The organism is Komagataeibacter nataicola, assembly GCF_003207795.1.
GTDB classification, from domain to species: domain Bacteria; phylum Pseudomonadota; class Alphaproteobacteria; order Acetobacterales; family Acetobacteraceae; genus Komagataeibacter; species Komagataeibacter nataicola.
This window is the reverse complement of record NZ_NIRT01000015.1, coordinates 10,653-33,655: the sequence shown is the minus strand read 5'-3', so window position 1 is coordinate 33,655 and position 23,003 is coordinate 10,653. Positions and strand designations below refer to the sequence as shown.

At 57.6% G+C, this 23,003-nt stretch carries 19 protein-coding genes; 10 read left to right on the top strand and 9 right to left on the bottom strand.

Going from position 1 to position 23,003, the window contains the following annotated elements; translation table 11 throughout:
* Nucleotides 1-454: 454 nt before the first annotated feature.
* Complete coding sequence (locus CDI09_RS09860; protein WP_110571293.1) at nucleotides 455-1,345, bottom strand: alpha/beta fold hydrolase; 891 nt, start codon at nucleotides 1,343-1,345, stop codon at nucleotides 455-457.
* 180 nt (nucleotides 1,346-1,525) lie between these two features.
* Between CDI09_RS09860 and CDI09_RS18835 the strand changes: the two genes are divergently transcribed.
* Nucleotides 1,526-1,651: a hypothetical protein gene (locus CDI09_RS18835; protein WP_265001120.1), complete on the top strand. Its 126-nt coding sequence runs from the start codon at nucleotides 1,526-1,528 to the stop codon at nucleotides 1,649-1,651.
* A 133-nt stretch (nucleotides 1,652-1,784) separates the two neighbouring features.
* The gene (locus CDI09_RS09850) at nucleotides 1,785-2,216 is read left to right on the top strand and encodes a GFA family protein (RefSeq protein WP_110571309.1); all 432 of its coding nucleotides are present in this window, start codon (nucleotides 1,785-1,787) and stop codon (nucleotides 2,214-2,216) included.
* A 153-nt stretch (nucleotides 2,217-2,369) separates the two neighbouring features.
* On the opposite strand, the gene CDI09_RS09845 is transcribed toward CDI09_RS09850, so the two are convergent.
* The gene (locus tag CDI09_RS09845; RefSeq protein ID WP_110571292.1) at nucleotides 2,370-3,098 is read right to left on the bottom strand and encodes an AraC family transcriptional regulator; all 729 of its coding nucleotides are present in this window, start codon (nucleotides 3,096-3,098) and stop codon (nucleotides 2,370-2,372) included.
* Nucleotides 3,099-3,263: 165 nt separating this feature from the next.
* On the opposite strand from CDI09_RS09845, the gene CDI09_RS09840 reads away from it, so the two are divergent.
* Nucleotides 3,264-4,436 carry an MFS transporter gene (locus CDI09_RS09840; RefSeq protein ID WP_110571291.1) on the top strand — a complete coding sequence of 391 codons (1,173 nt, stop codon included), beginning with the start codon at nucleotides 3,264-3,266 and terminating at the stop codon, nucleotides 4,434-4,436.
* A 101-nt stretch (nucleotides 4,437-4,537) separates the two neighbouring features.
* On the opposite strand, the gene CDI09_RS09835 is transcribed toward CDI09_RS09840, so the two are convergent.
* The 6 genes from CDI09_RS09835 to CDI09_RS09810 all read right to left on the bottom strand — a co-directional run bounded on the left by CDI09_RS09835 (nucleotide 4,538) and on the right by CDI09_RS09810 (nucleotide 8,978).
* The gene (locus CDI09_RS09835) at nucleotides 4,538-5,185 is read right to left on the bottom strand and encodes a glutathione S-transferase (RefSeq protein WP_110571290.1); all 648 of its coding nucleotides are present in this window, start codon (nucleotides 5,183-5,185) and stop codon (nucleotides 4,538-4,540) included.
* 102 nt (nucleotides 5,186-5,287) lie between these two features.
* Nucleotides 5,288-6,178 (bottom strand): aldo/keto reductase, encoded by an 891-nt coding sequence (locus CDI09_RS09830; protein WP_110571289.1) that lies wholly within the window; start codon nucleotides 6,176-6,178, stop codon nucleotides 5,288-5,290.
* 48 nt (nucleotides 6,179-6,226) lie between these two features.
* Nucleotides 6,227-6,940 carry an SDR family oxidoreductase gene (gene bdcA, locus CDI09_RS09825; RefSeq protein ID WP_110571288.1) on the bottom strand — a complete coding sequence of 238 codons (714 nt, stop codon included), beginning with the start codon at nucleotides 6,938-6,940 and terminating at the stop codon, nucleotides 6,227-6,229.
* Nucleotides 6,937-7,389 carry an SRPBCC family protein gene (locus CDI09_RS09820; RefSeq protein WP_039733290.1) on the bottom strand — a complete coding sequence of 151 codons (453 nt, stop codon included), beginning with the start codon at nucleotides 7,387-7,389 and terminating at the stop codon, nucleotides 6,937-6,939. The genes bdcA and CDI09_RS09820 overlap by 4 nt, the downstream gene beginning before the upstream one ends.
* A gap of 31 nt (nucleotides 7,390-7,420) precedes the next feature.
* Complete coding sequence (locus tag CDI09_RS09815) at nucleotides 7,421-8,182, bottom strand: SDR family NAD(P)-dependent oxidoreductase (protein ID WP_110571287.1); 762 nt, start codon at nucleotides 8,180-8,182, stop codon at nucleotides 7,421-7,423.
* A 157-nt stretch (nucleotides 8,183-8,339) separates the two neighbouring features.
* The gene (locus tag CDI09_RS09810; RefSeq protein WP_110571286.1) at nucleotides 8,340-8,978 is read right to left on the bottom strand and encodes a TetR/AcrR family transcriptional regulator; all 639 of its coding nucleotides are present in this window, start codon (nucleotides 8,976-8,978) and stop codon (nucleotides 8,340-8,342) included.
* A gap of 105 nt (nucleotides 8,979-9,083) precedes the next feature.
* On the opposite strand from CDI09_RS09810, the gene CDI09_RS09805 reads away from it, so the two are divergent.
* Nucleotides 9,084-10,292 carry an MFS transporter gene (locus tag CDI09_RS09805; RefSeq protein WP_110571285.1) on the top strand — a complete coding sequence of 403 codons (1,209 nt, stop codon included), beginning with the start codon at nucleotides 9,084-9,086 and terminating at the stop codon, nucleotides 10,290-10,292.
* 268 nt (nucleotides 10,293-10,560) lie between these two features.
* Nucleotides 10,561-11,025 carry a nuclear transport factor 2 family protein gene (locus CDI09_RS09800; RefSeq protein ID WP_110571284.1) on the top strand — a complete coding sequence of 155 codons (465 nt, stop codon included), beginning with the start codon at nucleotides 10,561-10,563 and terminating at the stop codon, nucleotides 11,023-11,025.
* Nucleotides 11,026-11,074: 49 nt separating this feature from the next.
* Here the strand turns inward: CDI09_RS09800 and CDI09_RS09795 are convergent, their stop codons facing one another.
* A complete protein-coding gene (locus CDI09_RS09795) occupies nucleotides 11,075-11,821 on the bottom strand; it encodes an SDR family oxidoreductase (protein WP_170120492.1) in 747 nt (248 codons plus the stop codon).
* 153 nt (nucleotides 11,822-11,974) lie between these two features.
* On the opposite strand from CDI09_RS09795, the gene CDI09_RS09790 reads away from it, so the two are divergent.
* The 5 genes from CDI09_RS09790 to CDI09_RS09765 all read left to right on the top strand — a co-directional run bounded on the left by CDI09_RS09790 (nucleotide 11,975) and on the right by CDI09_RS09765 (nucleotide 22,854).
* Complete coding sequence (locus CDI09_RS09790; RefSeq protein ID WP_110571282.1) at nucleotides 11,975-12,940, top strand: helix-turn-helix domain-containing protein; 966 nt, start codon at nucleotides 11,975-11,977, stop codon at nucleotides 12,938-12,940.
* Between the two features lie 860 nt (nucleotides 12,941-13,800).
* Entirely contained in the window at nucleotides 13,801-14,823 is a 1,023-nt protein-coding gene (locus tag CDI09_RS09785) for a ParA family protein (protein ID WP_014106763.1), read from the top strand.
* Nucleotides 14,823-15,704, top strand: a complete 882-nt coding sequence (locus CDI09_RS09780; RefSeq protein WP_110571281.1) for a ParB/RepB/Spo0J family partition protein — start codon at nucleotides 14,823-14,825, stop codon at nucleotides 15,702-15,704. The genes CDI09_RS09785 and CDI09_RS09780 overlap by 1 nt, the downstream gene beginning before the upstream one ends.
* A gap of 90 nt (nucleotides 15,705-15,794) precedes the next feature.
* Nucleotides 15,795-16,613, top strand: a complete 819-nt coding sequence (locus CDI09_RS09775; protein ID WP_010511482.1) for a replication initiator protein A — start codon at nucleotides 15,795-15,797, stop codon at nucleotides 16,611-16,613.
* 1,141 nt (nucleotides 16,614-17,754) lie between these two features.
* Nucleotides 17,755-22,854, top strand: coding sequence for a lactate dehydrogenase (locus tag CDI09_RS09765; protein ID WP_078524655.1), 5,100 nt, complete (start codon nucleotides 17,755-17,757; stop codon nucleotides 22,852-22,854).
* Nucleotides 22,855-23,003: the final 149 nt, after the last annotated feature.

Genomic DNA, 23,003 nt, shown 5'->3' with positions numbered 1-23,003 from the left:
GTGGCAGGAAGGCCGGACCATGTCGGAATACAGGCACTGCACAATAGTCGCGCTGGCTATCTGCTGCGCACTCCTGTCAGTAGTGGCTTATGCCAGCGATCGCCCTGCCCCAGGGACCACTGCCAATATCGTAGATCCGGGTATCGATGAACGTGTCATGACTATACCTCTCCGGGCGGGCGGGTCTGTCCAGGCCATCTTCAGTTCTCCGGACCGGACACGGGCAACCATCATCATGTGCCCTGGCGGAACAGGTGACATCCGCCTCGGACAGGACGAGCGCATCCGGCATGCCGACAATTTCGTCGTGCGAACGCGCGAGGCATGGAACAGGCAGGACTATGCGGTGCTCATTCCGGACACGGTTGGCCACCTCAATCTTCGGGGGCAGCGTAGTTCCGCGCACTATGTCCATCTTGTCGATGACCTCATCACTCATTGCCGATCTAATTCATCAACGGCTCTGCAGGAGAAAAGGAACGGCAAGCTCTGTCACAGCATCCGCGCTCTGGCGTTGAGGGAAATGACCGGTCCCGGACAGAACATGCCGCCTGAAATACCCCCTGAACAGATGGTCCTTACCTGCTGATGTTTCCGGGTCGTTGCATGGATCATCACCTCCATGGATTACGAGTGAGGGCACATGGATGATCGGGGCGGCAACAACACGTTTCTCAAGGTATTCGAATGTTGGTGAACGCGGTGCCAGTCCCCAGCGCACGCGATAGGAATGTAGTGTGATATCTGCCCAGTCGGGATTTTCGAATGCCAGGGCCGTCGCTGCAAATTCGTCTTCCGGGATTTGCCATCCCGGGTTCCAGATCGACCAGATATACCGCATGAATTTCTGGCGGTCGTTCCGGATGAGTTCGGCACCGCGATCAAGCGCCATGAGCCAGTGATACCAGTAATTCTGCATCTGCTGGTAAGACATGGCCTGTCCAGCATCATTTGTTCCCCATCCTACGGACAGGGCCACACATCCCGCTATCCGTTCTGGCGCCAGAACGGAAGCAATATAAGCAGCTCGTGCGCCCCAGTCATGTCCGATGACGCTGAAACGGGAAAGCCCCAGAACGTCCATCATTTCAAGCATATCATGAGCGAGAGCCACAAGCTGCCCGTTTCGGGGAATGCCTACTTCCCGAAAGCGCGTTGCGCCGCAGCCGCGCAACCAGGGCACATAAGTCCGAAAACCGGCGTCGTGCAGATCCGGCAGGAGCCGGTTCCATGTCAGCGCATCGTCCGGCCACCCATGAAGCAGGATAACAGGAGGACCGTCTTCTGGCCCCGAGATCCGGCAAGCGATGTCGAGCTGGGATGTCGTAATTGTTACGTTCTGCATGAGAGCATCTCCACTCCCGCCATGCGCGTTTCCCTCTCAATTCAGAAACGAACATACGATTATATCATATCGCATTTCACGATAAAAATAATCATACTTTCGGGGACACTGGTGTTACTTCCCCTGCTCGGGATTGTCCTGAACGGGACATCCTCTCTCCTATACGGAACGGTGCCTGAGTTGGCGCCTGACGGAGATATGGGCCGGGCCTTTGCCGTATTCTATACCGGCGTGATCGGCGCAGGCGGACTGGTGCCGATTGCCTATGGCCTTCTCGCCGATCATGTCGGTCGGACCACAGGTTAACTTGCGACAGCCCTGCTTATCGTACCAATGGTACTTCGAATGGGTTCTTCCATGAAGGCCGCGTGAGGCCGCCCAGAGCAGACGACAACCGATGCCGGAGACGTGGACTATTTGTGCTCAGGAGGAAGAGATCATGACAGGTAGTACGAACAGTCGGACAGGCGGCTACCACTGTGGTGCGGTACGCTTTGAAGTGACGCTCAGCGACGGCCTTCAATCCGTCCGTCGCTGCAACTGCTCTTATTGCCGCATGCGGGGATCGGTCGTTGCCGCGGTAGCGCTGTATGGGATAAAAATTCTCCAGGGTGGGGACATCCTGACGAGCTACCGGTTCAATACGGGAACAGCCCAACATTTCTTCTGTTCCCGCTGTGGCATCCACACGCATCATCAGCGTCGGTCCGACCCGTCAAGACATGCCGTAAACGTGGCCTGTCTTGACGCGGTCAGTCCTTTTGATTTTTCGGAAGTGCCGGTAACGGACGGGATCAACCATCCGAACGACACAGGAAAACCGGCGCGACTGGCCGGTATCCTGCGTTTTGAAAGTGTAGCAGAGCACTGAAATGTTCCAGGATAGGATGAAGCATTGAGATTTGAGGTCTGCTTTTGGAACGATATCATAGGCCTTGAAGTGACTGCTATGAGGCGAGAGCAGCCGGTCGGACTTATCGCCTCGCGGCCAAATGTCCTCGACGAAGAACGAAATCTTTTGTTCTTAAACAGTCCGGCAATCAGACCATTCAACCTGATCACGAAATCGACTGGGCGGACTGCCGAGTGTCTTGCGGAATGCAAACGCAAACGCGGATGCCGTGGAATAACCAAGAGCATGCGCGACCTCTCCAACTGGCAGGCCGGATGCGAGCATGCCAACGGCGGCCTGCATCTGCACCTGCCGGCGATAGTGACTGAAGCTCATGCCAACCTCAGCTTCAAACAACCGGGCCAGCGTCCGACTGCTGGCCCCAGCCACATCCTGCCATTCGAACAGTGACCGGCCATCCGCCGGAGAGACCATCAGCGCATCAGTGACACGCCGCAGCCGTGCATCCGAAGGACGCGGCACACCCAGAGGTTCGGAACGTGCCGATGCGATCTGGTCCAGCAGCACCGCCACCATGCGCGACGCCGGTGAAGGAACGGGATAATCTGACGGGCATCTGGCAACCGCATCAATCAGTTCCTGCAACAGCGTTGTAAGGGCGATGATACGACAGGCTGGCAGAAAATCCCGGCACATCTCCGGCGCAATCAGCACGGCACGCAGCCTGCTTTCCTTGGGGCTGTGAACGGCATGCACAACACCCGGTGGCACCAGGAGTGCCCGTCCGGGCGGTACCAGCCACTGGTTATCTTCGGTCGTGACGCGGATCACGCCATGCGTGGTCGCCAGAAGCTGTCCAAGATCAGCGTGACAATGAGGTTCGACATCCGCAGCTTCCACATGATGCTCCGCATGCACGCGCACTGGACGTAGCTCTGTGGGCGGTGTGCGATCAGCAAGACTGCTGGCCTGCAGGGATCGGGATTGCTTCATCTGGCATATTTTCGACAGTTTATGGCATCCTGTCGAGCGCGGGGTAAAAATCCAGCCTGTATAGCAGGGGGCATGACACGTTCCGCGAAAACGCTTCTGCCCTGGCTGATGATCTTCGGTGCCGGTATCTGCCTACGCACCGGAATTGCTTCCCTCTCTCCCATCCTCGACCAGATCAAACGAACTCTTGCCATCACCAACGCCGAACTGGGCCTGCTGACCACGCTTCCAGTCCTGTGCATGGGCGGCCTCTCCCCGCTCGGGCATATGCTGGAACGGCGACTTGGCCTGAAACGCTCCATGATAATGGCATTGGCGCTTCTGACCATCGTCCTGCTCCTTCGCCTCGATGGCGGCAGCTATGGAGTGCTGCTTTTCACGGCTGTCGGGGTAGGGGTAGGGGTAGGCGTAGGCGACGCGATCATCCGGCCACTGCTGTCGGGTTTCATCAAGGGTGAGTTTGCCTCCCGCGCGCCTGAGGCCATGAGCGTCTATGCCGCCAGCATGGGAGTAGGCTCAGCCGTGGCCGCTTTCGCAACGCCCCGCATCAGTGACGCCACCGGGAGCTGGCCGCTGGGTCTGGCTTTCTGGGCGCTTCCCACGGCACTCGCCGGGTTCTGCTGGATACTATGGCGTGAGGATATTGCTGCGTCTGCGCGTTCCGCGGCACAGCCTTCTCTCACGATCAGCCGGAGCGGCATTCTGGGACTGACGCTGTTCTTCGGTCTTCAGGCCGGGATCAATTACGCAGCAATTGCGTGGCTGCCGTCCCTGTATGGTACCCTGGGCTATTCTGACCATACGGCAGGGCTTCTTGTCGCCATCATGATGCTGTTCCAGACGGGCGTCAGCTTTGGCATGAACGTCATCATGCGCGCCCTGAAACTTACAACCATCAAGGCAGCTCTGGCTTTTTCCGGCCTCGCCATTTTGGGTACGCTCTGCCTGCTGCTTGCAAAGCCGCTGCCATGGCTGGCGCCTTTGATGATCGGGATTGCGACGGGAGGCCTGTTTCCAATAGCGCTCCTCCAGCCTCTGGATTTCGCACATGACAGATCAGAGGCGACACGGCTGTCTGGGTTAACCCAGACGGGCGGCTATCTGCTTGGCGGTATCCTACCGTGGATTGCAGGTCTGCTGATCGATCAGCTCGGCGTTGACACAGCACTCCTGACGTTGCTGGTTGGTAGTGCTGGCCTGCTTACTGTGGTTACGGTGCTGATCCAGCGCACTTATCAGAAATGATACAGCCCGCCATGAATGTCTGCTTTCAGCTCCCTTCTGGAAAGATCCGGGTATCCCGGTGAAGACGCAGGCTATCCGTCCGTTCGGGATTACTTTGCGCGTCAATGCTTTGGCGGAACAATTGCCAGTTGCGCCCGGACACTCGGACGCTCCTGCATCCGCGCGAACCAGGCTAAAAGCGCCTCGCATTCCTGTGGGATCGGTAATTCTACGGCTTTGGCGAATATAAAACCGCCGATGACTGCAATATCCGCCATCGAGAAAGCCTCACCGGCTATAAAGGGCTGTTTCCGCAACTCTGCATCAAAGTAATGCATCCCGCACAGAGCCTTATCGCGCTGGCGCAGGCCCCATTCCCGGTTCTGGTAGACTTCCACATCGGGACCAAGACCCGGTGTGGCATGATGAAAATAGACGCTGATGGCGTCCAGCATCTCAATCTCGGCGCGTTTTGTCATCATCTGGATCACGCCTTTTTCAAGCGGGGTTCGACCAGTCAGTGTCGGTTCCCCGGCAAGCGCATCAAGATAGACCGTGATCGCCGTACATTCGGCGAGAAAGAGTCCACCGTCCAGTTCAAGAACTGGCAATGTTCCGGAATAATTTTTGGTCAGAAAACCAGGTGTCTTGTGTTCGCCCTTCCACAAGTTGATCGGCACGAATTCGACGTCGGACAGGAGATTCTTTTCTGCCAGAGCAATCCGGACACGGGCTGGATAGGGCCCTGTGGGCCAGTCGTAAATTTTCATTGGAGCAGCCTTATTGGCATCGAACGCGAAAATATCAGGCGTCGTCCGGACATTTCCCCTGACCTTTCGGCACCGGGGCTGTGACTGCCCGGGAGCCCTCCCCTACAGCGTTGACTGAAACGCCTTGCGTCCTTCTGAATCCAGTGCTGCGAAATCTTCGTCAGATAGCGTTATGCTGGCAGCGGCGACATTCTGCTCCAGATGCGCGACCTTCGAGGTGCCAGGGATTGGCAGCATCACCGGACTGCGTTTCAGGATCCATGCCAAGGCGATCTGGCTCGGGTGCGCACCGTATTTCCCTGCCATGGTATCCAGGATTGAGCCTGGCTTCGCGAGGTCGCCAGCGGCAAGCGGAAACCAGGGGATGAACCCGATGTTCTGCGCCGTGCAGTAGTCGAGTACGTCCTCGCTGGTGCGGTCAACGAGATTATAGCGGTTCTGGACGGTTGCCACGTCAAAGAACTTCGAGGCGGCCTTGATGTCTTCGACGGAGACTTCGCTCAGTCCTGCATGCCGGATCAGTTTCTGGTCGATGAAGGACCTGATCGCGTCAAACTGCTCGTCCGCCGGAACCTTGGGATCGATCCGGTGCAATTGCCACAGATCGATCTGTTCGACGCCGAGATTGCGCAGGCTCTTGTGTACCTGCTGGAGCAGGTATTCCGGCCGTCCAACCGGCTTCCAGATATCCGGCCCCGAACGGGTCAGACCACCCTTCGTGGCGATCACCAGTCCCTTGGGGTATGGGTGCAGCGCCTCTTTAATCAGCCATTCCGAAACATCGGGGCCGTAGGAATCGGCAGTGTCGATGAAGTTGACGCCGATTTCGGGAAGGCGCCTCAGCGTGCGGATGGCCTCGTCGTGGTCGGCGGGCGGTCCCCATATGCCCGGACCGGTGATGCGCATCGCGCCGAAGCCAAGACGATGAACGGCAAGGTCGCCGCCGATGCTGAAGGTGCCGGCGTCGGTGGCGTTAGCGGATAAACTGGTCATGGCCTTCGTTCCTTTTTTCCAACGGGTGATTGGGGATCAGTCATTCCATCAGGCCGCGAAGCCACCATCAATGTTGTATGCAGCACCGGTGATGATGCCTGCCTCTGGCCCGGCAAGATACGCGACCAGCCCTGCGATCTCCGCGCCCGTGGCATGGCGTTTGATCGCCATGAAGTCGTGCATAACGTCTTTCAGCGGTCCATCGGCAGGGTTCATGTCGGTATCGGTGGGGCCGGGCTGGACAACGTTGACGGTGATGCCGCGCGTCCCGAAATCGCGCGCCAGTCCTTTGACCATGCCTTTCAGTGCGGCCTTGCTGGCGCTGTAGGCTGCAAGGCCAGTCATCGGCATACGGTCGGCATTGGCTGAGCCGATGAAGATGATGCGGCCGCCGTCGGGCATGGTCCGTGCGGCAGCAACTGCCGCGTGATAGGGCGCGAGGGTATTGATGCGGAAAAGCCGGTCGATGGCGTCCGGCGGCATGTCCAGTGGATCACCCGCGCCAAGAATTCCGGAGTTGACGACCAGCACGTCGAGAGGACCAAGCGAGGCGATCAGCGCGATGAGGGAGTCCCGGTCGCCACTGTCGGCGCGCATGGCCCTGCTTCCGGTCTCGGCCGCCAGGGCCTGAGCATCCTCAGGGGAGGACAGATACGTGAAAACGACTTTCGCGCCATCCGTTGCGAAGCGGCGGACAATGGCGGCCCCAATCCCGCGGCTACCGCCAAGCACGAGGACGGATTTGCCATTAAAGCTGCTCATGCTCGTGTTTCTCCCTGCGCCAGAATTTCCGCCAGCCTGTCGAACGCTGGCTGGTAGATATGTGTCGGCATTCTGGCCTCCATGCTGGCTGCGTGTTCGGCAGCCGCTTCGAACTGACCGCGCCAGCGGATAAATGTGCGATCGCCATCCGTTACGGGCAAAAGCGTGATGGTCGACCGGTAGTTCCGGATCGGTAAAGCCGATTCAATGATCGAGAAGGTCACCGCATGATCCACATCGGACAGCGCCAGAAGCTGTTCACGGATGACGCCGACATCGCCCATTTCAACACGACGGATCGCGCCAACACGGTCGCCGGGATCATCGCCTTCGATCACGCAGCTTTTCACACCCGGCAACCAGCGACCAAGAGCGCCAAAATCGCGGATCAGCCCCCAGACGGACGAAACGGGTGCATTGATGACGCTGCTGGCCATAACGTGAATCATGTGGAGTCCCCTGGCTTTTTTCTGTGTGGGATCAAAGCGACTGGCCTCCCGTCACCTCAATGCGCTGGCCATTCACCCAGTGCATGTCGTCAGACAGGAGGGCACGGACCGCGGCCCCGATGTCGTCGGGTTGGCCGACGCGCCCCAGCGGCGTAATCTCCGCGAGGTTTTTGTTGACCGTGGCATCATCACGGACCAGACCGCCGCCAAAGTCTGATGCGACCGCCCCGGGGGCTATGGCATTGACGGTAATGCCCCGCGCGCCCAGTTCTTTTGCCATATAGAGCGAGATGACTTCGGTCGCGGCTTTCATGGCTGCGTAGGGCCCATGATCCGGCAGGTAGAAGCGCGTCGCGGCAGAGGTGATGTTGAGAATGCGGCCACCATCACGGATCAGCGGAAGGAGCGCTACCGTCAGCAGGTAGGGGCCCTTGAAGTGGATGTTGTACTGATTGTCGAGCTGTTCGGACGTTGCGGCGTCGAAGCGCGTGTGGATGATGTTGCCGGCGTTCTGAACAACATAATTCAATCCCCCCTGCCCGAACTCGCTTGCGAGAAGGGCTTTGACCTGCTGAGCAAAATCCGTGAACGACGCATGGTTCGCGATGTCCAGTTGCAGCATGCGCAGCTTTGCGCCCTCCTGACTGAGGGCGGTTTCGGCAGCCTTCGCCTCATCTTCGTTGGCGTGATAAGTGCCGATCACGCTGATGCCGGAGGCTGTCAGATGCTTCGCAATACTGTAGCCGATGCCACGATTGGCGCCCGTGACGAGGGCGATTTTTGATGTGCTCATGATCAGCTTCCCTGAAGAGGCATGGCGTCAGGTTCCGAAGATACCATTTCCATATCGACCGATCCATAATAGAGACACGAAGCAGGGTCAAGGATTTGTGGATCGACCGATATGGAATTTTGTGCCGGGTCCGGATCGTCTCGCCACCGTCAACCCGTCAGCGTTTTTTGGACCGCTTTGCTGTTCCCCGTTTCACCGCGTTGATATCCCATAACGTCAGCAACGACGTGACGGCCGCATCCAGAGTGTCGGAGGTTACCCCGTCCCGGGCTTCGCATGTCATGCCGTGGAAAAAAGTCGCGAAAATGTCGGGCAGGACATCTGTCGCCGGGGACGCTTTCAATTCGCCATTAGCGATGGCGCGTTCCACGCAGGCTCTGATGCCGGTGCGCGTGCGCTGTCGTTCCGCCGCGAGGAGCGCCTGGACGGGTTCGTTTTCAGGTGAGCAGTTACTGGCGCCACAGACGACCAGACACCCGGCCGGATGTGTGCGGGCGGCCTGCATGCGCGCCGAACCGCGCAACGTCTGTTCAATGGCCTCACGCGGGGACAGGCTCTCGTCCCATAAGGGCGCCATAACCTGTCCGTAGGTCTCCAGGTATCGTTGCACAACTTCGCGGAACAGGGCTTCCTTCGAGCCGAACGCGGCATAGAAGCTCGCAGGCGAGATATTACCCATGCAGGACTTGAGCTGGGTCAGGGAGGTCGGTTCATAGCCCTGCGCCCAGAAGAGCGCTGTGGCGGCGTCAATCGCCCTGTCGCGGTCAAACTCACGAGGACGTCCAGTCCGCGCCATGTCATCGTTCCTTCCGAAAGACTTCCATATTAAGTGATCCAGAAGTAATTGCCAAGGCTGCTATGTCTCTATATGTGTATCGTCCGATCCACATATGAGCGACCCATGACCCCGACCATCACAGTACCCACGACAAAACCCGATGAGCGCCTGCCTGTCGCAGGCCTGCTCGCGCTGGCCATGACCGGCTTCATCTGCATCATGACCGAAACCCTGCCCGCCGGTCTGTTGCCTCAGATCGGCGCGGGTCTGCATATTTCCCCTGCGCTGGCAGGGCAGATGGTGACGGCTTATGCCATAGGCTCACTGAGTGCGGCGATCCCGCTGACACTCGCCACGCAGCGATGGCGGCGCAGAAGGGTCCTGCTGCTGGCGATCATCGGCTTCGTGGTGTTCAATTCCATCACTGCGTTTTCGGCGCATTATGGCGCGACCCTCGTGGCCCGGTACGGAGCGGGTGCGGCGGCGGGTCTCGCCTGGGCGTTGCTGGCTGGTTACGCACGCCGGATGGTGACGCGCGCCCAGCAGGGCCGTGCCCTGGCGATTGCCATGGTCGGCACGCCGATTGCACTGTCGCTGGGGGTGCCCGCCGGGACATGGCTGGGCGCTGCCGTCGGCTGGCGTCTGGCCTTCTGGATCATGTCGGGCCTGACCATACTGCTGATCGCATGGGTGCTGGCGAAGGTTCCTGATTTTCCGGGTGCCGCGCATGACGAGCGTTTGCCGTTCCGTCATGTTTTGTACACGCCCGGCGTGCGGTCGGTTCTGGGCGTGGTGATGGCGTGGATGCTCGCGCACAATGTGCTCTATACCTACATCGTGCCGTTCGTGACACCAGCCGGACTGGCGGGGCAGGCGGATCGTATCCTGCTGCTGTTCGGGGTCGCCGCCCTGGTTGGCATCTGGCTGACCAGCCGCATGGTCGACCATGCCCTGCGCCTGTCCGTCCTGCTCAGTCTGGCCATATTCGCAGTCGTGGCAGCGGCTTTCGCCATCGGATCAGCGTCGCCTGCGGTGATTATGATCGGTGTCACGATATGGGGGCTGACATTCGGTGGCGCCGCAACATTGCTCCAGACCGCGCTCGCCGATGCGGCCGGCGATGGCGCGGATGTCGCGCTGTCGATGAATGTGGTGGCGTGGAACAGCGCCATAGCCGGTGGGGGCCTTCTGGGCGGCGTGCTGCTCGACACATGGGGGCCGGCATCGTTCCCCTGGGCGGTGATGGGGCTTGTCGCGGTCGGCTTCCTGATCGCATGGCAGGCCCGGTCCCATGGGTTTCGACCTGGCCACCGGCTCGGGCATGAGAGCTAAGGATACGATGGGGATGTCACAGGCATCTTCTACCCTGTGCAGGGCTATCATGTTCACCATCACTTTTAACCCTGCTCAAGCACACGTCCTGCAATTCTGAAGCCTGTGGCGGAACCTGCCGCATCAGGCATCTGAAAATCCGGATAAAGGACAAAGGCAATGGATCTGGTCATGCCCTGAAACGAGGGATGACTGTCAGTTCGTCAGTGTCGTGAAGGAAACACAATGCTGCGACAACCATGACTGCTACACCACACGGAGCTTATCCATGTCACGACCGCCATTCCCGCCTTTTGATATTGAAAGTGCGACACGCAAGGTCCGGCTTGCTGAAGATGCCTGGAATTCCCGGAATCCGGAACAGGTAACGCAGGCCTATACAATGGATAGCCAGTGGCGCAACCGGGTGGAATTCATCCGTGGGCGCGATGAGATCGTGGCGTTCCTGACACGCAAATGGAACGTGGAGCACGAATACCGCCTGATCAAGGAGCTCTGGGGTTTCCGCAATAACCGCATGGCTGTCCGTTTTGCCTATGAATGGCATGATGATGCGGGCCAATGGTTTCGGTCTTACGGCAATGAACTGTGGGAATTCGATACCGCCGGGCTTATGCGCTGCCGGGTCGCATCAATCAATGACCTGCCGATAGAGGCTGGAGAGCGACTGTTCCATTGGCCCGCGGGAAGACGACCGGACGATCACCCGGGGCTGTCCGATCTTGAACTTTAATGTTCTGAAAGAAATTGCTCTCGCCAGAGTTCTTTCATGATTTCGATCCTCACCATCCCTGTTCGGTGGGCAGAAGGAAGAGTTCTGCGACATCCATTCGGGATGGTGCGTTCAGCGCAAACAGGATCGTGTCAGCAATGTCCTCGCCTTCCAGATAGGTCATGGAAGCCGCCAGGTCATCCATCTGCCTGCGGTAAGTGGGATCGGTAATCTGCTCGTACAGTTCCGACTTCACGGCACCCGGTTGAATGCAGGTGACGCGGATATTGTGCTTTGGCCCGATCTCCATCCTGAACCCATCGGAAAACGCCGCAACGGCGGCCTTGGTGGCGCAATAGACGGCCAGGCCGGTAAAGACTTTGCGGCCCGCAATCGAGGACATGTTGAAGATATGGCCCGAATGCTGTGCGATCATTTGTGGAAGAACCGCCGCCGTTGCATTGAGAACACCGGACACGTTTACGTCCACCATACGCTGCCATTCGTCCACTTTCAGGCTGTCAACATCAGACAGAGGCATCAGGCCCGCATTGTTCACCAGCACATCAATCCTGCCGAAACGGGCGATGAGGGCATCTGCTGCAGCCTTACATGACTTCAGATCCGTAACGTCGGTTGGAAGGGCAACGGCTTTGCCCCCTGTCCCGTTGATTTCCGTCGCCAGCGCGTCCAGACGGTCCTTGCGCCGTGCTGCCAGACCGACTATTGCACCCTCTGTCGCAAGTTTGCGTGCTGTTGCAGCTCCTATCCCGCTGGAGGCTCCAGTAACAAGGGCGATCTTACCTCTGATACTCATGATAATCTTCACCTATCCCGTTTAAAAAAGGTCAAGAAAACAGGTAAAGATCAGGGCAGATGGTTTCTGTCGTCCTCTTGCTTAAATCATTGTGATTTTGCGATTTTGTGAGTTGATCGGGACAATTCACGGCACGACTGAAAGGTAACCCGGATGCTTCACCCGCATCGTTCTTCGCTGCATGCCGCCAGTTATGCCCTGGAGGGCCGTATTCCGGGCCAGAAAATCGGGCAAAGCCAGGGAGGGGCATGGAAAGAGGCCGAGGCGCAGCTATTCCGCCGACCGCAACACGAAGATGAAGTGCTGGTCCCGGCCGTGGCCGAACCTTTGCTGGTCTGGATCATCTCAGGAGAAGCGCAGATCGAGGAATGCGAACTGACCGGTGAATGGACGAAAAGTCAGGCCGGGTCCGGATCATTTTTCCTGACACAGACCAATGCGCCTTACCTCATGCGCTGGCAGGCTGATCCGGACCATCCGTTTGAGGTCCTTCATCTTTATCTGGGACTCACTCTGGTGAACCGCGCTGCCCGATCGTTAGGGCTCAATCCATCACGGCTCTCTATGCGCGACATTTCCGGTGTTCAGGATGCATTCATATCTGGCGTTCTGGCAGGCCTGACGGCTGAGATCCAGACGTCTCATTCGGCAAGTTCTCTATTTGTGAACGGACTTCTGGAAAGTCTGACCGTCCATCTTCTGCGTCATTATGCACAGACACAGCCTTCGCCTACGCCCAAACCCGCACAACTGCCAGCGTGGAAGCTGCGCAAGGCACTGGATCATATGGAGGCCCATCTCGCCGAACCGTTCGACCTCGATTTTCTGGCCGGATTGTGCGGGATGAGCCGGTTTCATTTCAGTCGGTCATTTCACAACACCATGGGGCAAAGCCCATCACGCTGGTTTATCTGGCGGCGCGTGGAACATGCAAAGGACCTTTTATCACAGACCAACAGGTCCATCATCGAAATCGCCCTGACCAGTGGCTATGAGAGTGCGAGCCATTTTGCACATATGTTTCGCAGGGAAACCGGCATGAGCCCACGCGACTACAGGAAGCTATGCAGCATCCTGGTCAATCCCGATGCTGCGATCCATCTTGCTGTCATAGGCTAGTCCCGCCAAGGTGCGGAAGTGCTCAGTCTTACCATGTCCAGCGAACGTATCGCCGCAGCAGTTGCATTCCATGGCGATCTTTCAGATGAAACGCCGACCACATGAAGACAGTGGAATTGGTTGCAGCCCCCTCATCGACATAGCACGCCTTGCGATCGCTCACAGTAGACGATGAGGAAAAACGGTGCATTATGCAAGTCCCCAGTCAGGGTGAATTCATGTTCGATAGGTTTCCTGAACTTGGTGGGAGTGCGATCAAGGAGGCGACTACGATCTCGATGACCAACGACGTCCAGAACCATTGCTCATAAAAATCCGGTACGCACCTTCTAATGTTCTGACGTCCGAACATCAGCATATGCTCAAATGCCCTGAAGTTCCCGCATTTTGCAATAGGATGTATTATTCCCATCCAACAATGACCTCACAAATTTCCTTTGAGAATGTTCTGACGTCCGAACATTGGGCATGAGGATAAACTAGAACCAGAAGACTGTCGCAACACGTCGCACAGCAGAATATCATCCTCCATGATATGTTTGATCGCTATCTCCTGGGCTGATTTATGCCCCGTTTTTAGTGATTCGTCTGCTTTGACAAAGCCTCATTCAAGACACAAGTAATCTATAACATAGTCCTAAGTTGCCGCTTCAGTCATGCCGCTCCTGGGTCGGATTAGATCTTCGACGAGAGCAGACACACATTGATCGTATCTCTCGAAGACCAACTTAGGGCTTCATATCAGCCCATATGCCGTCGATTTTTTCCTTGACAAGAAAGACTGATAACAATCAACATCAACCATCATCGTTGATGTTGATGCTATTTTACGCATCAAAAGTCTGTTTGGGGAAGCCATAATGAACGGTCAGACATTTCGAAATAGCCGACTGACTTTGCGATTAAGTCAGGCCGACATCAAAGATGAACTCAACCGCAGACTTGGCCGAAGCTATGATAAACCCAAGATTAGCCGCTGGGAAAACGATAAAGAACCGATCCCGGATGATGTGGCCGAGGTGATACGTAATATGGCTGGCGCAGTTCAAGATTCTGCAAGAATACTCGTGCTGGCAAACCAAAAAGGCGGCGTTGGGAAAACAACTTCTTCGCTCAATCTTGCATACGCGTTGTCATCACTGGGAGGACGCGTTCTTCTCATTGATATGGATCCCCAAGCAACAGCTACCGCCGGAATACTCGCCGGCGCCAGTGTTGAACTTTATCATCAGGGCAAAACGACAGCCCACCTCATTCTCGGTGGGAAACCTCTCTCTGAAATCGTGGTTGCGGCAGGTACACTACCAGACGGACGCGAACTGCCCTTCGATTTCATCGCCAGCCATATTGACCTAGCCGAAACGGACGGCCGGAGAGAGCCCGGTTTTGACGCCGCGTTACGGGAAGCCATTGATCCTGTCCGTGAGGACTACGACTGGATCGTAATCGATGCACCTCCCAATCTCGGCATGCTTACATGGATGAGCCTTGCTGCTGCCGACGATGCAATTGTCCCTGTAAGAACCGAGCCTTACGACACAATGGGCGTTGGCCTGATTATCGGCACAATCGGCAAGATCCAGCGTCGTCTGAATCCGGGGCTTCGACTCCTTGGTATTTTACCGACCCAATATAACGCACGCAAATCTGTGGACCGTGAAGTCCTTCAACACTTATGTTCCATGATGAAGGATCGCGCCCCAGTTCTGGAACCCGTGCCATCAAGCGCTGTGTACGGTCATGCTGCACGCGCAGGCAGGATTGCGTTGGAGTCCTCTTCTTCAGCGGCCGCAACGGCACCATACCTTCGGCTGGCACAAGCACTCCAAACGAAGACAGATTTTCCGCTTGCAGATATCGAACAGCCCGAAGGTAATGCGTGATGGCAACCCGACGCAAAACAAAAGCCCCGTCTCCTATTCTCGGCGTAGCCGCTGGTCTCATTGACGACGCCAGCAACAGTTTCGTTCGCCAGGACGGCAAATTTCGACATACATTCGAAGTTCCTTTGACGGAAGTCGCGCCAGATCCGGACCAACCACGAAAAAGTTTCGACGACGAGAGTATCGCCGCACTGGCAGAAACAATGGTCGCTGAAGGACAGCTTCAGCCCATTCTTGTACGTCGTGTCACGAACTCACAATCCGACAAACGGTGGGTCATAGTCGCGGGCGAACGCCGTTGGCGAGCAGCGCAACATGCTGGCTGGTCCAGCATGCTCGCAATTGAACACGATGGTGATGCTGAAGTCGCAGCGCTCATTGAGAACCTTCAGAGAGTGGACCTAAACCCTCTGGAAGAAGCAACCGGTATCCAACGACTGATTGAAAAAAGAGGCTGGAACCAGAGCCAGGCAGGTGAAGTTCTTGGAAAAAGTCGCGGCGAAATTAGCTCTATCCTGAAGATCCTGACGCTCCCAACCGATATCCTTGAGGAGTTGACGTCAGAACGAGGTGTGGCACGAAATACCCTTGTGGAACTCGCACGAGTCCCGGATCCTGTGAGACGACAAGAGCTCATTGAACAAGCCAGAACCGGACAACTCACAGTAAAAGCTATTCGACTGGGTCGAGCTGACCTCGAACGGCCGGAATCCGCACCGACCCGCAAACCTTCCGGATTTACGTTTACATCCGTAGACAGGATGGCCCAGCGTCTAAGTGAAGTCCGTGCCCAACAACTCCCGCTTAATTCGGAAGACCGTGAACGCTTGCGAAGACTCCGGGCCGAGATTGATCAGGTGCTGGGTGATGAAAATACGTAACACTGACGAGAGAATCATTGACCCTGGCTGTATTAACCGGTTTGTTTGCATTCGGAACATCGCGCACAAAAGGCAAGGCTGGGGTAGATAATGGCTAGCAACGAAGCTGACCTGTTTGTCGACTCCCTAATAGGGGCTCCGTTAAAGGATGACAGAGCCCTTATGGAATATCCGTTCTTCAGCATCCAGAAGCAACCGCGCATGGAGCCTCTGGTATATGACGACGGGAAAATACAAATTACCATAGAACCTGGCCCAAAAGGGCTTGCGACGATTTGGGATAAGGACATACTTCTTTATGTAGTCTCCCTTATCAATGAACGCATTGAGCGCGGAATGACTGTCGACCATACAGTCCGCTTCGCTGCGCATGATCTCCTGCGCGTCACGGGTCGAGGAACAGGTAAGCGCAGCTATGACCTTTTGCTCGATGCGCTTCATCGTCTGAGATCTACGAACATCATGACAACAATCGAATCCGCAGACGAACGCGACCGGCGCGGGTTTGGCTGGATAGAGACATGGCGCGTAGTCGAGCGGAAAACATCGACCGGCCGTAAAATTATGGCAGCCATTGAAATTACGCTCAATGACTGGATGTTTCGTGCCCTCGTCAAGGAACGCAGGGTGCTGACAATTAACCCCACTTATTTTAGTCTCGATAGTGGCTTGGGTCGCCGTATTTATGAGATCGGACGAAAGCATCTTGGTAACCAAGAAATATGGAAAATTAGTCTAGATAAACTTGCCAAGAAAATCGGTACTACACGCGAATTACGATTTTTCAAAAGAGATCTTCTCAAAATTATAGGCGATGACGTTATCCCCGATTATCAACTATCTCTCGAAGTAGGTCCAAGGGGAGGGCGTCCCGTAGTGATTTTTGAACATCGAGAATCACAATCTTAGCGATAAAACATGAGCAGGACATGTGCGCGATGTTCCGAACCATGAGACGCTGTCGCGTTTGTTTTCCTAGGCGGCTGTAAAGCGCAAAATACCCAAGATACCAAGCCTGCTGGTTATCGGATGCCATAACTTGTCATCGCCCAAGGAATCAAACGCATAGACGTCCGAACGCTAGGGACCTACCTTAAACGTGCGCGATGTTCCGAATTCATGGCGTTTGGGCAAAGACTGAGCCTCATAAACACCTTGGACAACTATCGGCATGAACTTGATAACCGAATTAGCAAGGTGAAGATCGTTAATGTGCGCGATATTCCGAATGTCTGGCCTAATGCCTTTTCCGGCGTGCGCGATATTCCGAAGTTTTCTCTTCCCTATATCCATTCCCAAGAATTGGAGGCCTGTTGCAGTTGTTCTTGACGGTCGCAAAGTATGCCTTCTGCCCTGTCGACGATGATTACTCCCGTTATTCACAGGAACGCGATTCTCATTCGGAATATCGCGCACGTCTTATCGGAACATCGCGCACAGAAATAGCCCCTAACCAAATGATATTAAACGCACATTTCAGCCTTTAACTTTTTAACAGTTTAAAAATAACCTTCTAACTTGACCGTTGGGGATAAGTCTGCCTTCCTTGCATTCCATCTTCAGTTCGCGCTAAGACGCGTTACCTTTCGGTATCTAAGCAGCAACATTCCCCCCCTTGCAGAAGCAGCTTATTAGACATTGAATTAACGTCGCAATGTCTGCATCTGCTACAATCGAGAAACACCCATTTAGGGATACGATTTAGATCCGAGAATTCCAAAGCTGCTGGAACAAGAATAAAAGAAATAAAAATATCATAATAGAAATATAAACCAGTATGTAAAACACCAGATCGGTCAGCACGCCGCAAGGGGCTGCTCCTCCCCGTGCTCGGCGTCTGCGTCGCCTGCGCGCGGGTCCGGTGCTGCCGCTACGCGGCACCCTTGCCCCGCACCGCCCGACCCGCTGGCAACGAGAGCTGAAGGAAAGAGTAATCAGGCAGCACAACCTGGTTAGCACGCCCGTTCCTGACATCCCGAAAACCTGACCCCGGAACCATCCCGGCCTGCAGAAGCAGTGCCGGGTGCCGGCGTTTGTACGGAGCACGGCCATGTCGTTCCAGCTCAACCTCTTCGGTACAACCGCTCTCGCAGATACCCAGAACGACCTTTTCTGGGGCGAACTTGAAGGTGAAGACGGTTCATCCCTTGCCTCGCCCGCCACACCGGCCGCGATGGCCCTTCCCCAGATCGACTTTCATATGGTTACCGACCGAAGCCTCGCAGCCACCTGGAAACAGCGAGCCCGTGACAATGCGCTGGCAATCGCACTGCTCAAGGAGATCGAAGAAGCTGACCGAAACGCATCGTCCCCCGAACAGATCGTCCTGTCACGCTTCATCGGCTTTGGAGCAGGAGAACTGGCGAACAACCTGTTCCCATCTGGAAGCGATAGTGCCCGTCCAGGCTGGGAAGAAATTGGCGAGGCGATCCATGCCTCCACAACAGACATTGAGAGGGCAGGACTGAAGCGCGCAACACAATATGCGCACTTCACCCCTGAACTGATCGTGCACGCACTCTGGAGTAAAGTGTTGCGGATGGGATTCAGAGGCGGTTCCGTGCTCGAACCCGGGTGTGGCACCGGTCTTTTTATCGCGGCCCGACCGGAAAAGCTCGAGGGACGCATCGCCTTTACCGGGATCGAGAATGATCCGATCACAGCAAGGATTGCGCGCAGGCTCTATCCGAACCAGTGGATCCGCAGCGAGGATTTCACGACAGCGAAGCTCGCAACCGGGTACGACCTTGCAATCGGTAATCCACCCTTTTCCAATCGCACCGTGCGGGCCCCCGAAGGTCTGGGGCGGCTTGGCCTGAGCCTGCATGACTTTTTCATCGCCCGATCCATCGAAGCACTCCGCCCGGGCGGCATTGCAATCTTCGTGACATCCCGCCATACGCTGGACAAGACGGACAGCACCGCGCGTCGGACCATCGCTAAAATGGCTGACCTCGTGGGGGCGGTCCGTCTTCCGGCCGGAGCCATGCGCGATGACGCCGGCACGGACGTCGTGGTGGACGTGCTGGTGTTTCGAAAGCGCATGATCGGCGACATGGCCGATGATAAGGCCTGGCTGGAAACCAGCGCTCTTGTGAACAGCGACCAGGGCAACGGCCCTCTCCTTGTTAACCGCTATTTCCTCGACCATCCGGAGCAGGTGCTTGGCCGTCACGGCTGGACCACTACCCAGTTCGGTCCCGATTACACATGCGACGCGCCTGTCGGCCTCAGGCTCGATGTGATGTTGCCCGACGCTTTGGACCGGATCGGGCAGGACGTGCGGTTTCCGGAACCCCTGGACCAGCGCATCGTCCGGCCGACGGGATCCGGTATCCTGATCGGCACGGCTGCCGATGGCGCCCAGCTGAAAGAGGGATCCTACTTCGTCACGAAAGGTGTCCTGCAACAGATATGCGACGGCCAGGCCGCTACGGTCGCCATCAGGAAGGGGGATCAGAAGGACGGCCTTTTCCAGAAGCATGCCCGGATCATTACCGCACTGATACCCGTCCGGGATGCAGCACGCGCGGTTCTGCGGGCGCAGATGGAGAACCTGCCCCATGGACGCCTGCAGGGCGACCTGAAGCGTGCCTATTTCAGCTTTGTCCGACAGTTCGGACCGATCAACCTGATGAACGTGACGGTCAGGATCGACCCGGAAACCGGGGTCGAGAACGAAACCCAGCGGCGGCCAAACCTGATGCCATTTTACGATGATCCCGATGTCTGGCTGGTTTCGTCCGTCGAGGAATATGACGAGGCGACACAGAAGGGCCGGATGGGACCGATTTTCTCGGAACGGGTCATTCATGCGCCTGTCGAACCCGAGATCCATTCCGCCCACGACGCCCTGGCTGTCTGCCTGCATGAAACAGGCGGCGTGGAAATGCCGCGGATCGCGGAACTCATGGGACAGTCCGAAGCTGAGGTCGCAGCCGCACTGGGGGATGCGGTGTATCTCGATCCGGTACGGAGCGTGGACGGTCGCGATGTCTGGGTCACGGCTGACGAAATGCTCTCCGGCCCAGTGCGTACCAAGCTGGAAGAGGCACGCGATGCAGCCCGGATCGATGGACGCTACGCCCGGAGCGTCACGGCGCTGGAAGCCGTCCAGCCAGCCGATCTGCGTCCTTCGGAAATCACCGCGCGCCTCGGGGCTCCGTGGTTGCCGGTCAGTGACATTATTGCCTTTACCGCCGAGGTGCTCGGGGTCGAGACGATCATCTATCACGCGCCCGCGGTCGCCTGCTGGACCGTGGAGAAACGGGCGTTCATGGGCAAGGCCGAGGCTACGTCAGTCTGGGGGACGGAACGGCGACATGCCGGCGAACTGCTGGAAGATGCCCTGACGCAGGCATCGCCAAAAATATGGGATGTCTGGCGTGATGGCGATGGCAATGAGCACCGCGAACTGAACACACAGGAGACGGAAGCCGCAAAGGAAAAACTGGCAGCGATCAGGCGTGCGTTCGAGACATGGGTCTGGCAGGATGGCGATCGGGCCGAGCGGCTGGTCCGGCTGTACAATGATACTTACAACAACCTGGTTGCACGCGCGTTTGATGGCTCCCATCTGCGCCTGCCCGGTGCAAGCACCACGATCAGCCTGCGCCCCCACCAGAAACGGGTCATCTGGCGGATCATCGCCGCGGGCGGCACGTATATCGCGCACGCGGTCGGCTCCGGAAAGACGTTCTCGATGGTTGCGGCTGTCATGGAGCAGAAGCGGCTTGGCCTGATCAGCAAGGCGATGATCGCCGTCCCCGGTCACTGCCTCGCCCAGATGGCTCGCGAATTCCTCATGCTCTACCCGACCGCACGGATCCTCGTCGCCGACGAGACGAACTTCGTGAAGGCAAAGCGCCAGCGGTTCCTCGCGCGGGCCGCGACCGGAAACTGGGATGCGATCATCATCACGCATGATGCGTTCCGGTTCATCCCGGTGGAGGGGAATTTCGAGCGCCAGATGATCGAGGCGCAGATCGCGTCTTACGAGGAAGTGCTGGAAAGCGTCGACGCGTCAGACCGTCTGTCGCGCAAGCGGGTCGAGAGCATGAAGGAGAAGATGCAGGCGAAGCTGGAAGGCCTTTCCGCTCGCAAGGACGATCTCGTGCATCTGGGCGAGATCGGTATCGACCAGATCCTCGTCGATGAAGCGCAGCAGTTCCGGAAGCTGAGTTTTGCAACCAACCAGTCCGACCTCAAGGGGGTCGATCCGAACGGCTCGCAGCGGGCCTGGGATCTCTTCGTGAAGACGCGCTATCTGGCGGCAAAAAATCCGGAACGTCCGCTGATCATGGCGTCCGGTTCCCCGATCACCAATACGCTCGCCGAGATGTGGACGGTCAGCCGCTATATGGATCTTGAGGCGCTGCAGAAGCGCTACCTGCATGAATTCGATGCCTGGGCAGCCAATTTCGGCGAGACCCGTACCGAACTGGAACTGCAGCCAAGCGGGCTTTACAAGCCGGTCACGCGCTTCACCGAGTTCGTCAACGTCGCCGACCTCATGGCGATGTATCGCGACTTCGCGGACGTCGTGCAGCACGATGACCTGCGCCAGTACGTGACTCTGCCAGCGATCCGAGGCGGACGTCGCGAGATTATTGTCGCGCCGACAAACGATAACTTCAGGGCCTACCAGAAGACGCTGGCGGCCCGCATCAACGCCATCGAAGCGCGCCAGGGGCGTCCCCAGAAGGGCGACGACATCCTCCTGTCCGTCATCACGGATGCCCGTCATGCCGCGATCGACCTGCGCTTCGTCGCCCCTCTCGCCGCGAATGACGATACATCGAAGCTGAACCTGATGATCGGGAACGTGTTCCGGATCTGGCAGGAGACATCGGAAAGCCGTTACAGCGATCCTGAAACCGGTCGGCCGTACGACCTGCCGGGGGCGGTGCAGATGATCTTTTCGGATCTGGGCACCGAGAGCGCGATGGAGACACGCGGTTTTTCCGCCTATACGTGGATCCGCGATGAACTGATCCGCCTGGGCGTGCCGCGCGCGGAAATCGCGTTCATGCAGCACTACAGGAAGAGTGCGGCGAAGCAGAAGCTGTTCGGTGATCTCAATGCCGGCCGCAAGCGGATCCTGATCGGCTCGACGGCGACCATGGGCACCGGCGTCAACGCCCAGCAGCGCCTCAAGGCCCTGCACCATCTCGACGTGCCGTGGCTGGTCTCCGACATCATCCAGCGCGAGGGACGCATCGAGCGGCAGGGCAACCAGCACGCGGAAATCGAACTCTACGCCTACGCCCAGCAGGGTTCCGTTGACGCGACCAACTGGCAGCTCCTCGAACGCAAGCAGCGCTTTATTGGACTTGCGATGTCAGGTGACCGTTCCATCCGGCGGATCGAGGACATTGGCGGGGAAGGGGGAAACCAGTTCGCCATGGCCAAGGCGCTTGCCTCGGGCGATGCCCGGCTGATGCACAAAGCCGGGCTGGAGGCCGATCTTGCGCGGCTCGAGAGACTGGCGGCCGCCCATTATGACGACCAGTTCGCCGTAAAACGTGCCATCGACCGGGCCGAGCGTGAGATTGCGGGCGCGGAGCGCCAGATCCCGCTTATCGAGGCGGATATTGCCAGCCGTCAGCCCACGAAGGGGGATGCGTTCGTATTGCGCAGGGACAAGGGAGACGTCAGCGAGCGCGAGAAGGCCGGATCATGGCTCCTGTCCCAGGTCCGCCTGGCGGCAAAGAACGGTGAGGCAGGGGTCTGGAACCTTGGACGCATCGGTGGGTTCGCCGTCATGTGCGAAGCTGGGCCTGGCCGTCGCGTGTACTACGAAAAGCGCGCGGTCGACGTGACGCTGTTTGTGGAAGCACGCTCGGGTCGCATTGAGATCGCCATCGAGGACGACACGAAGGGCCTTGGGCTGACCTCGCGCCTTGAACATGCGCTGCTTCGGATCGATGACGCGCTCCGTGACGCAATCCGGATGCGGGAGGAAGCGCAGCGTCGCCTGCCATCATACCGCGCCCGTCTGGGCCTGCCGTTCGCGGAACAGGCGATGCTTGATGAAAAGCGCGCGGAGCTGAAAGCGCTGGAAGACGATCTGGCGGCGACCGCGACCGATGAAGACCCGGCGCATGACGACACCGAGGACAGGGAGAAGGAAGAAGAGGCGGCAGCCTGAGAAGGGCTGCCATCTCCGGCCAGGCGCCGCAAGGGGTGGCGCCTCCCCGTGCTCGGCGTCTGCGCCGCCTGCGCGCGGGTCCGGTGCCGCCGCTGCGCGGCGCCCTTGCCCCGCCAGCCCGGTGCTGGCCGCCGGAGTGCATCAGGAAA

What these genes read in the sequence shown, in the direction of transcription:
- CDI09_RS09860 (WP_110571293.1), bottom strand. Translation starts at nt 1,345, where the DNA reads ATGCAGAACGTAACAATTACGACATCCCAGCTCGACATCGCTTGCCGG.
- CDI09_RS09850 (WP_110571309.1), top strand. Translation starts at nt 1,785, where the DNA reads ATGACAGGTAGTACGAACAGTCGGACAGGCGGCTACCACTGTGGTGCG.
- CDI09_RS09840 (WP_110571291.1), top strand. Translation starts at nt 3,264, where the DNA reads ATGACACGTTCCGCGAAAACGCTTCTGCCCTGGCTGATGATCTTCGGT.
- CDI09_RS09835 (WP_110571290.1), bottom strand. Translation starts at nt 5,185, where the DNA reads ATGAAAATTTACGACTGGCCCACAGGGCCCTATCCAGCCCGTGTCCGG.
- CDI09_RS09830 (WP_110571289.1), bottom strand. Translation starts at nt 6,178, where the DNA reads ATGACCAGTTTATCCGCTAACGCCACCGACGCCGGCACCTTCAGCATC.
- bdcA (WP_110571288.1), bottom strand. Translation starts at nt 6,940, where the DNA reads ATGAGCAGCTTTAATGGCAAATCCGTCCTCGTGCTTGGCGGTAGCCGC.
- CDI09_RS09820 (WP_039733290.1), bottom strand. Translation starts at nt 7,389, where the DNA reads ATGATTCACGTTATGGCCAGCAGCGTCATCAATGCACCCGTTTCGTCC.
- CDI09_RS09815 (WP_110571287.1), bottom strand. Translation starts at nt 8,182, where the DNA reads ATGAGCACATCAAAAATCGCCCTCGTCACGGGCGCCAATCGTGGCATC.
- CDI09_RS09810 (WP_110571286.1), bottom strand. Translation starts at nt 8,978, where the DNA reads ATGGCGCGGACTGGACGTCCTCGTGAGTTTGACCGCGACAGGGCGATT.
- CDI09_RS09805 (WP_110571285.1), top strand. Translation starts at nt 9,084, where the DNA reads ATGACCCCGACCATCACAGTACCCACGACAAAACCCGATGAGCGCCTG.
- CDI09_RS09800 (WP_110571284.1), top strand. Translation starts at nt 10,561, where the DNA reads ATGTCACGACCGCCATTCCCGCCTTTTGATATTGAAAGTGCGACACGC.
- CDI09_RS09795 (WP_170120492.1), bottom strand. Translation starts at nt 11,821, where the DNA reads ATGAGTATCAGAGGTAAGATCGCCCTTGTTACTGGAGCCTCCAGCGGG.
- CDI09_RS09790 (WP_110571282.1), top strand. Translation starts at nt 11,975, where the DNA reads ATGCTTCACCCGCATCGTTCTTCGCTGCATGCCGCCAGTTATGCCCTG.
- CDI09_RS09785 (WP_014106763.1), top strand. Translation starts at nt 13,801, where the DNA reads ATGAACGGTCAGACATTTCGAAATAGCCGACTGACTTTGCGATTAAGT.
- CDI09_RS09780 (WP_110571281.1), top strand. Translation starts at nt 14,823, where the DNA reads ATGGCAACCCGACGCAAAACAAAAGCCCCGTCTCCTATTCTCGGCGTA.
- CDI09_RS09775 (WP_010511482.1), top strand. Translation starts at nt 15,795, where the DNA reads ATGGCTAGCAACGAAGCTGACCTGTTTGTCGACTCCCTAATAGGGGCT.
- CDI09_RS09765 (WP_078524655.1), top strand. Translation starts at nt 17,755, where the DNA reads ATGTCGTTCCAGCTCAACCTCTTCGGTACAACCGCTCTCGCAGATACC.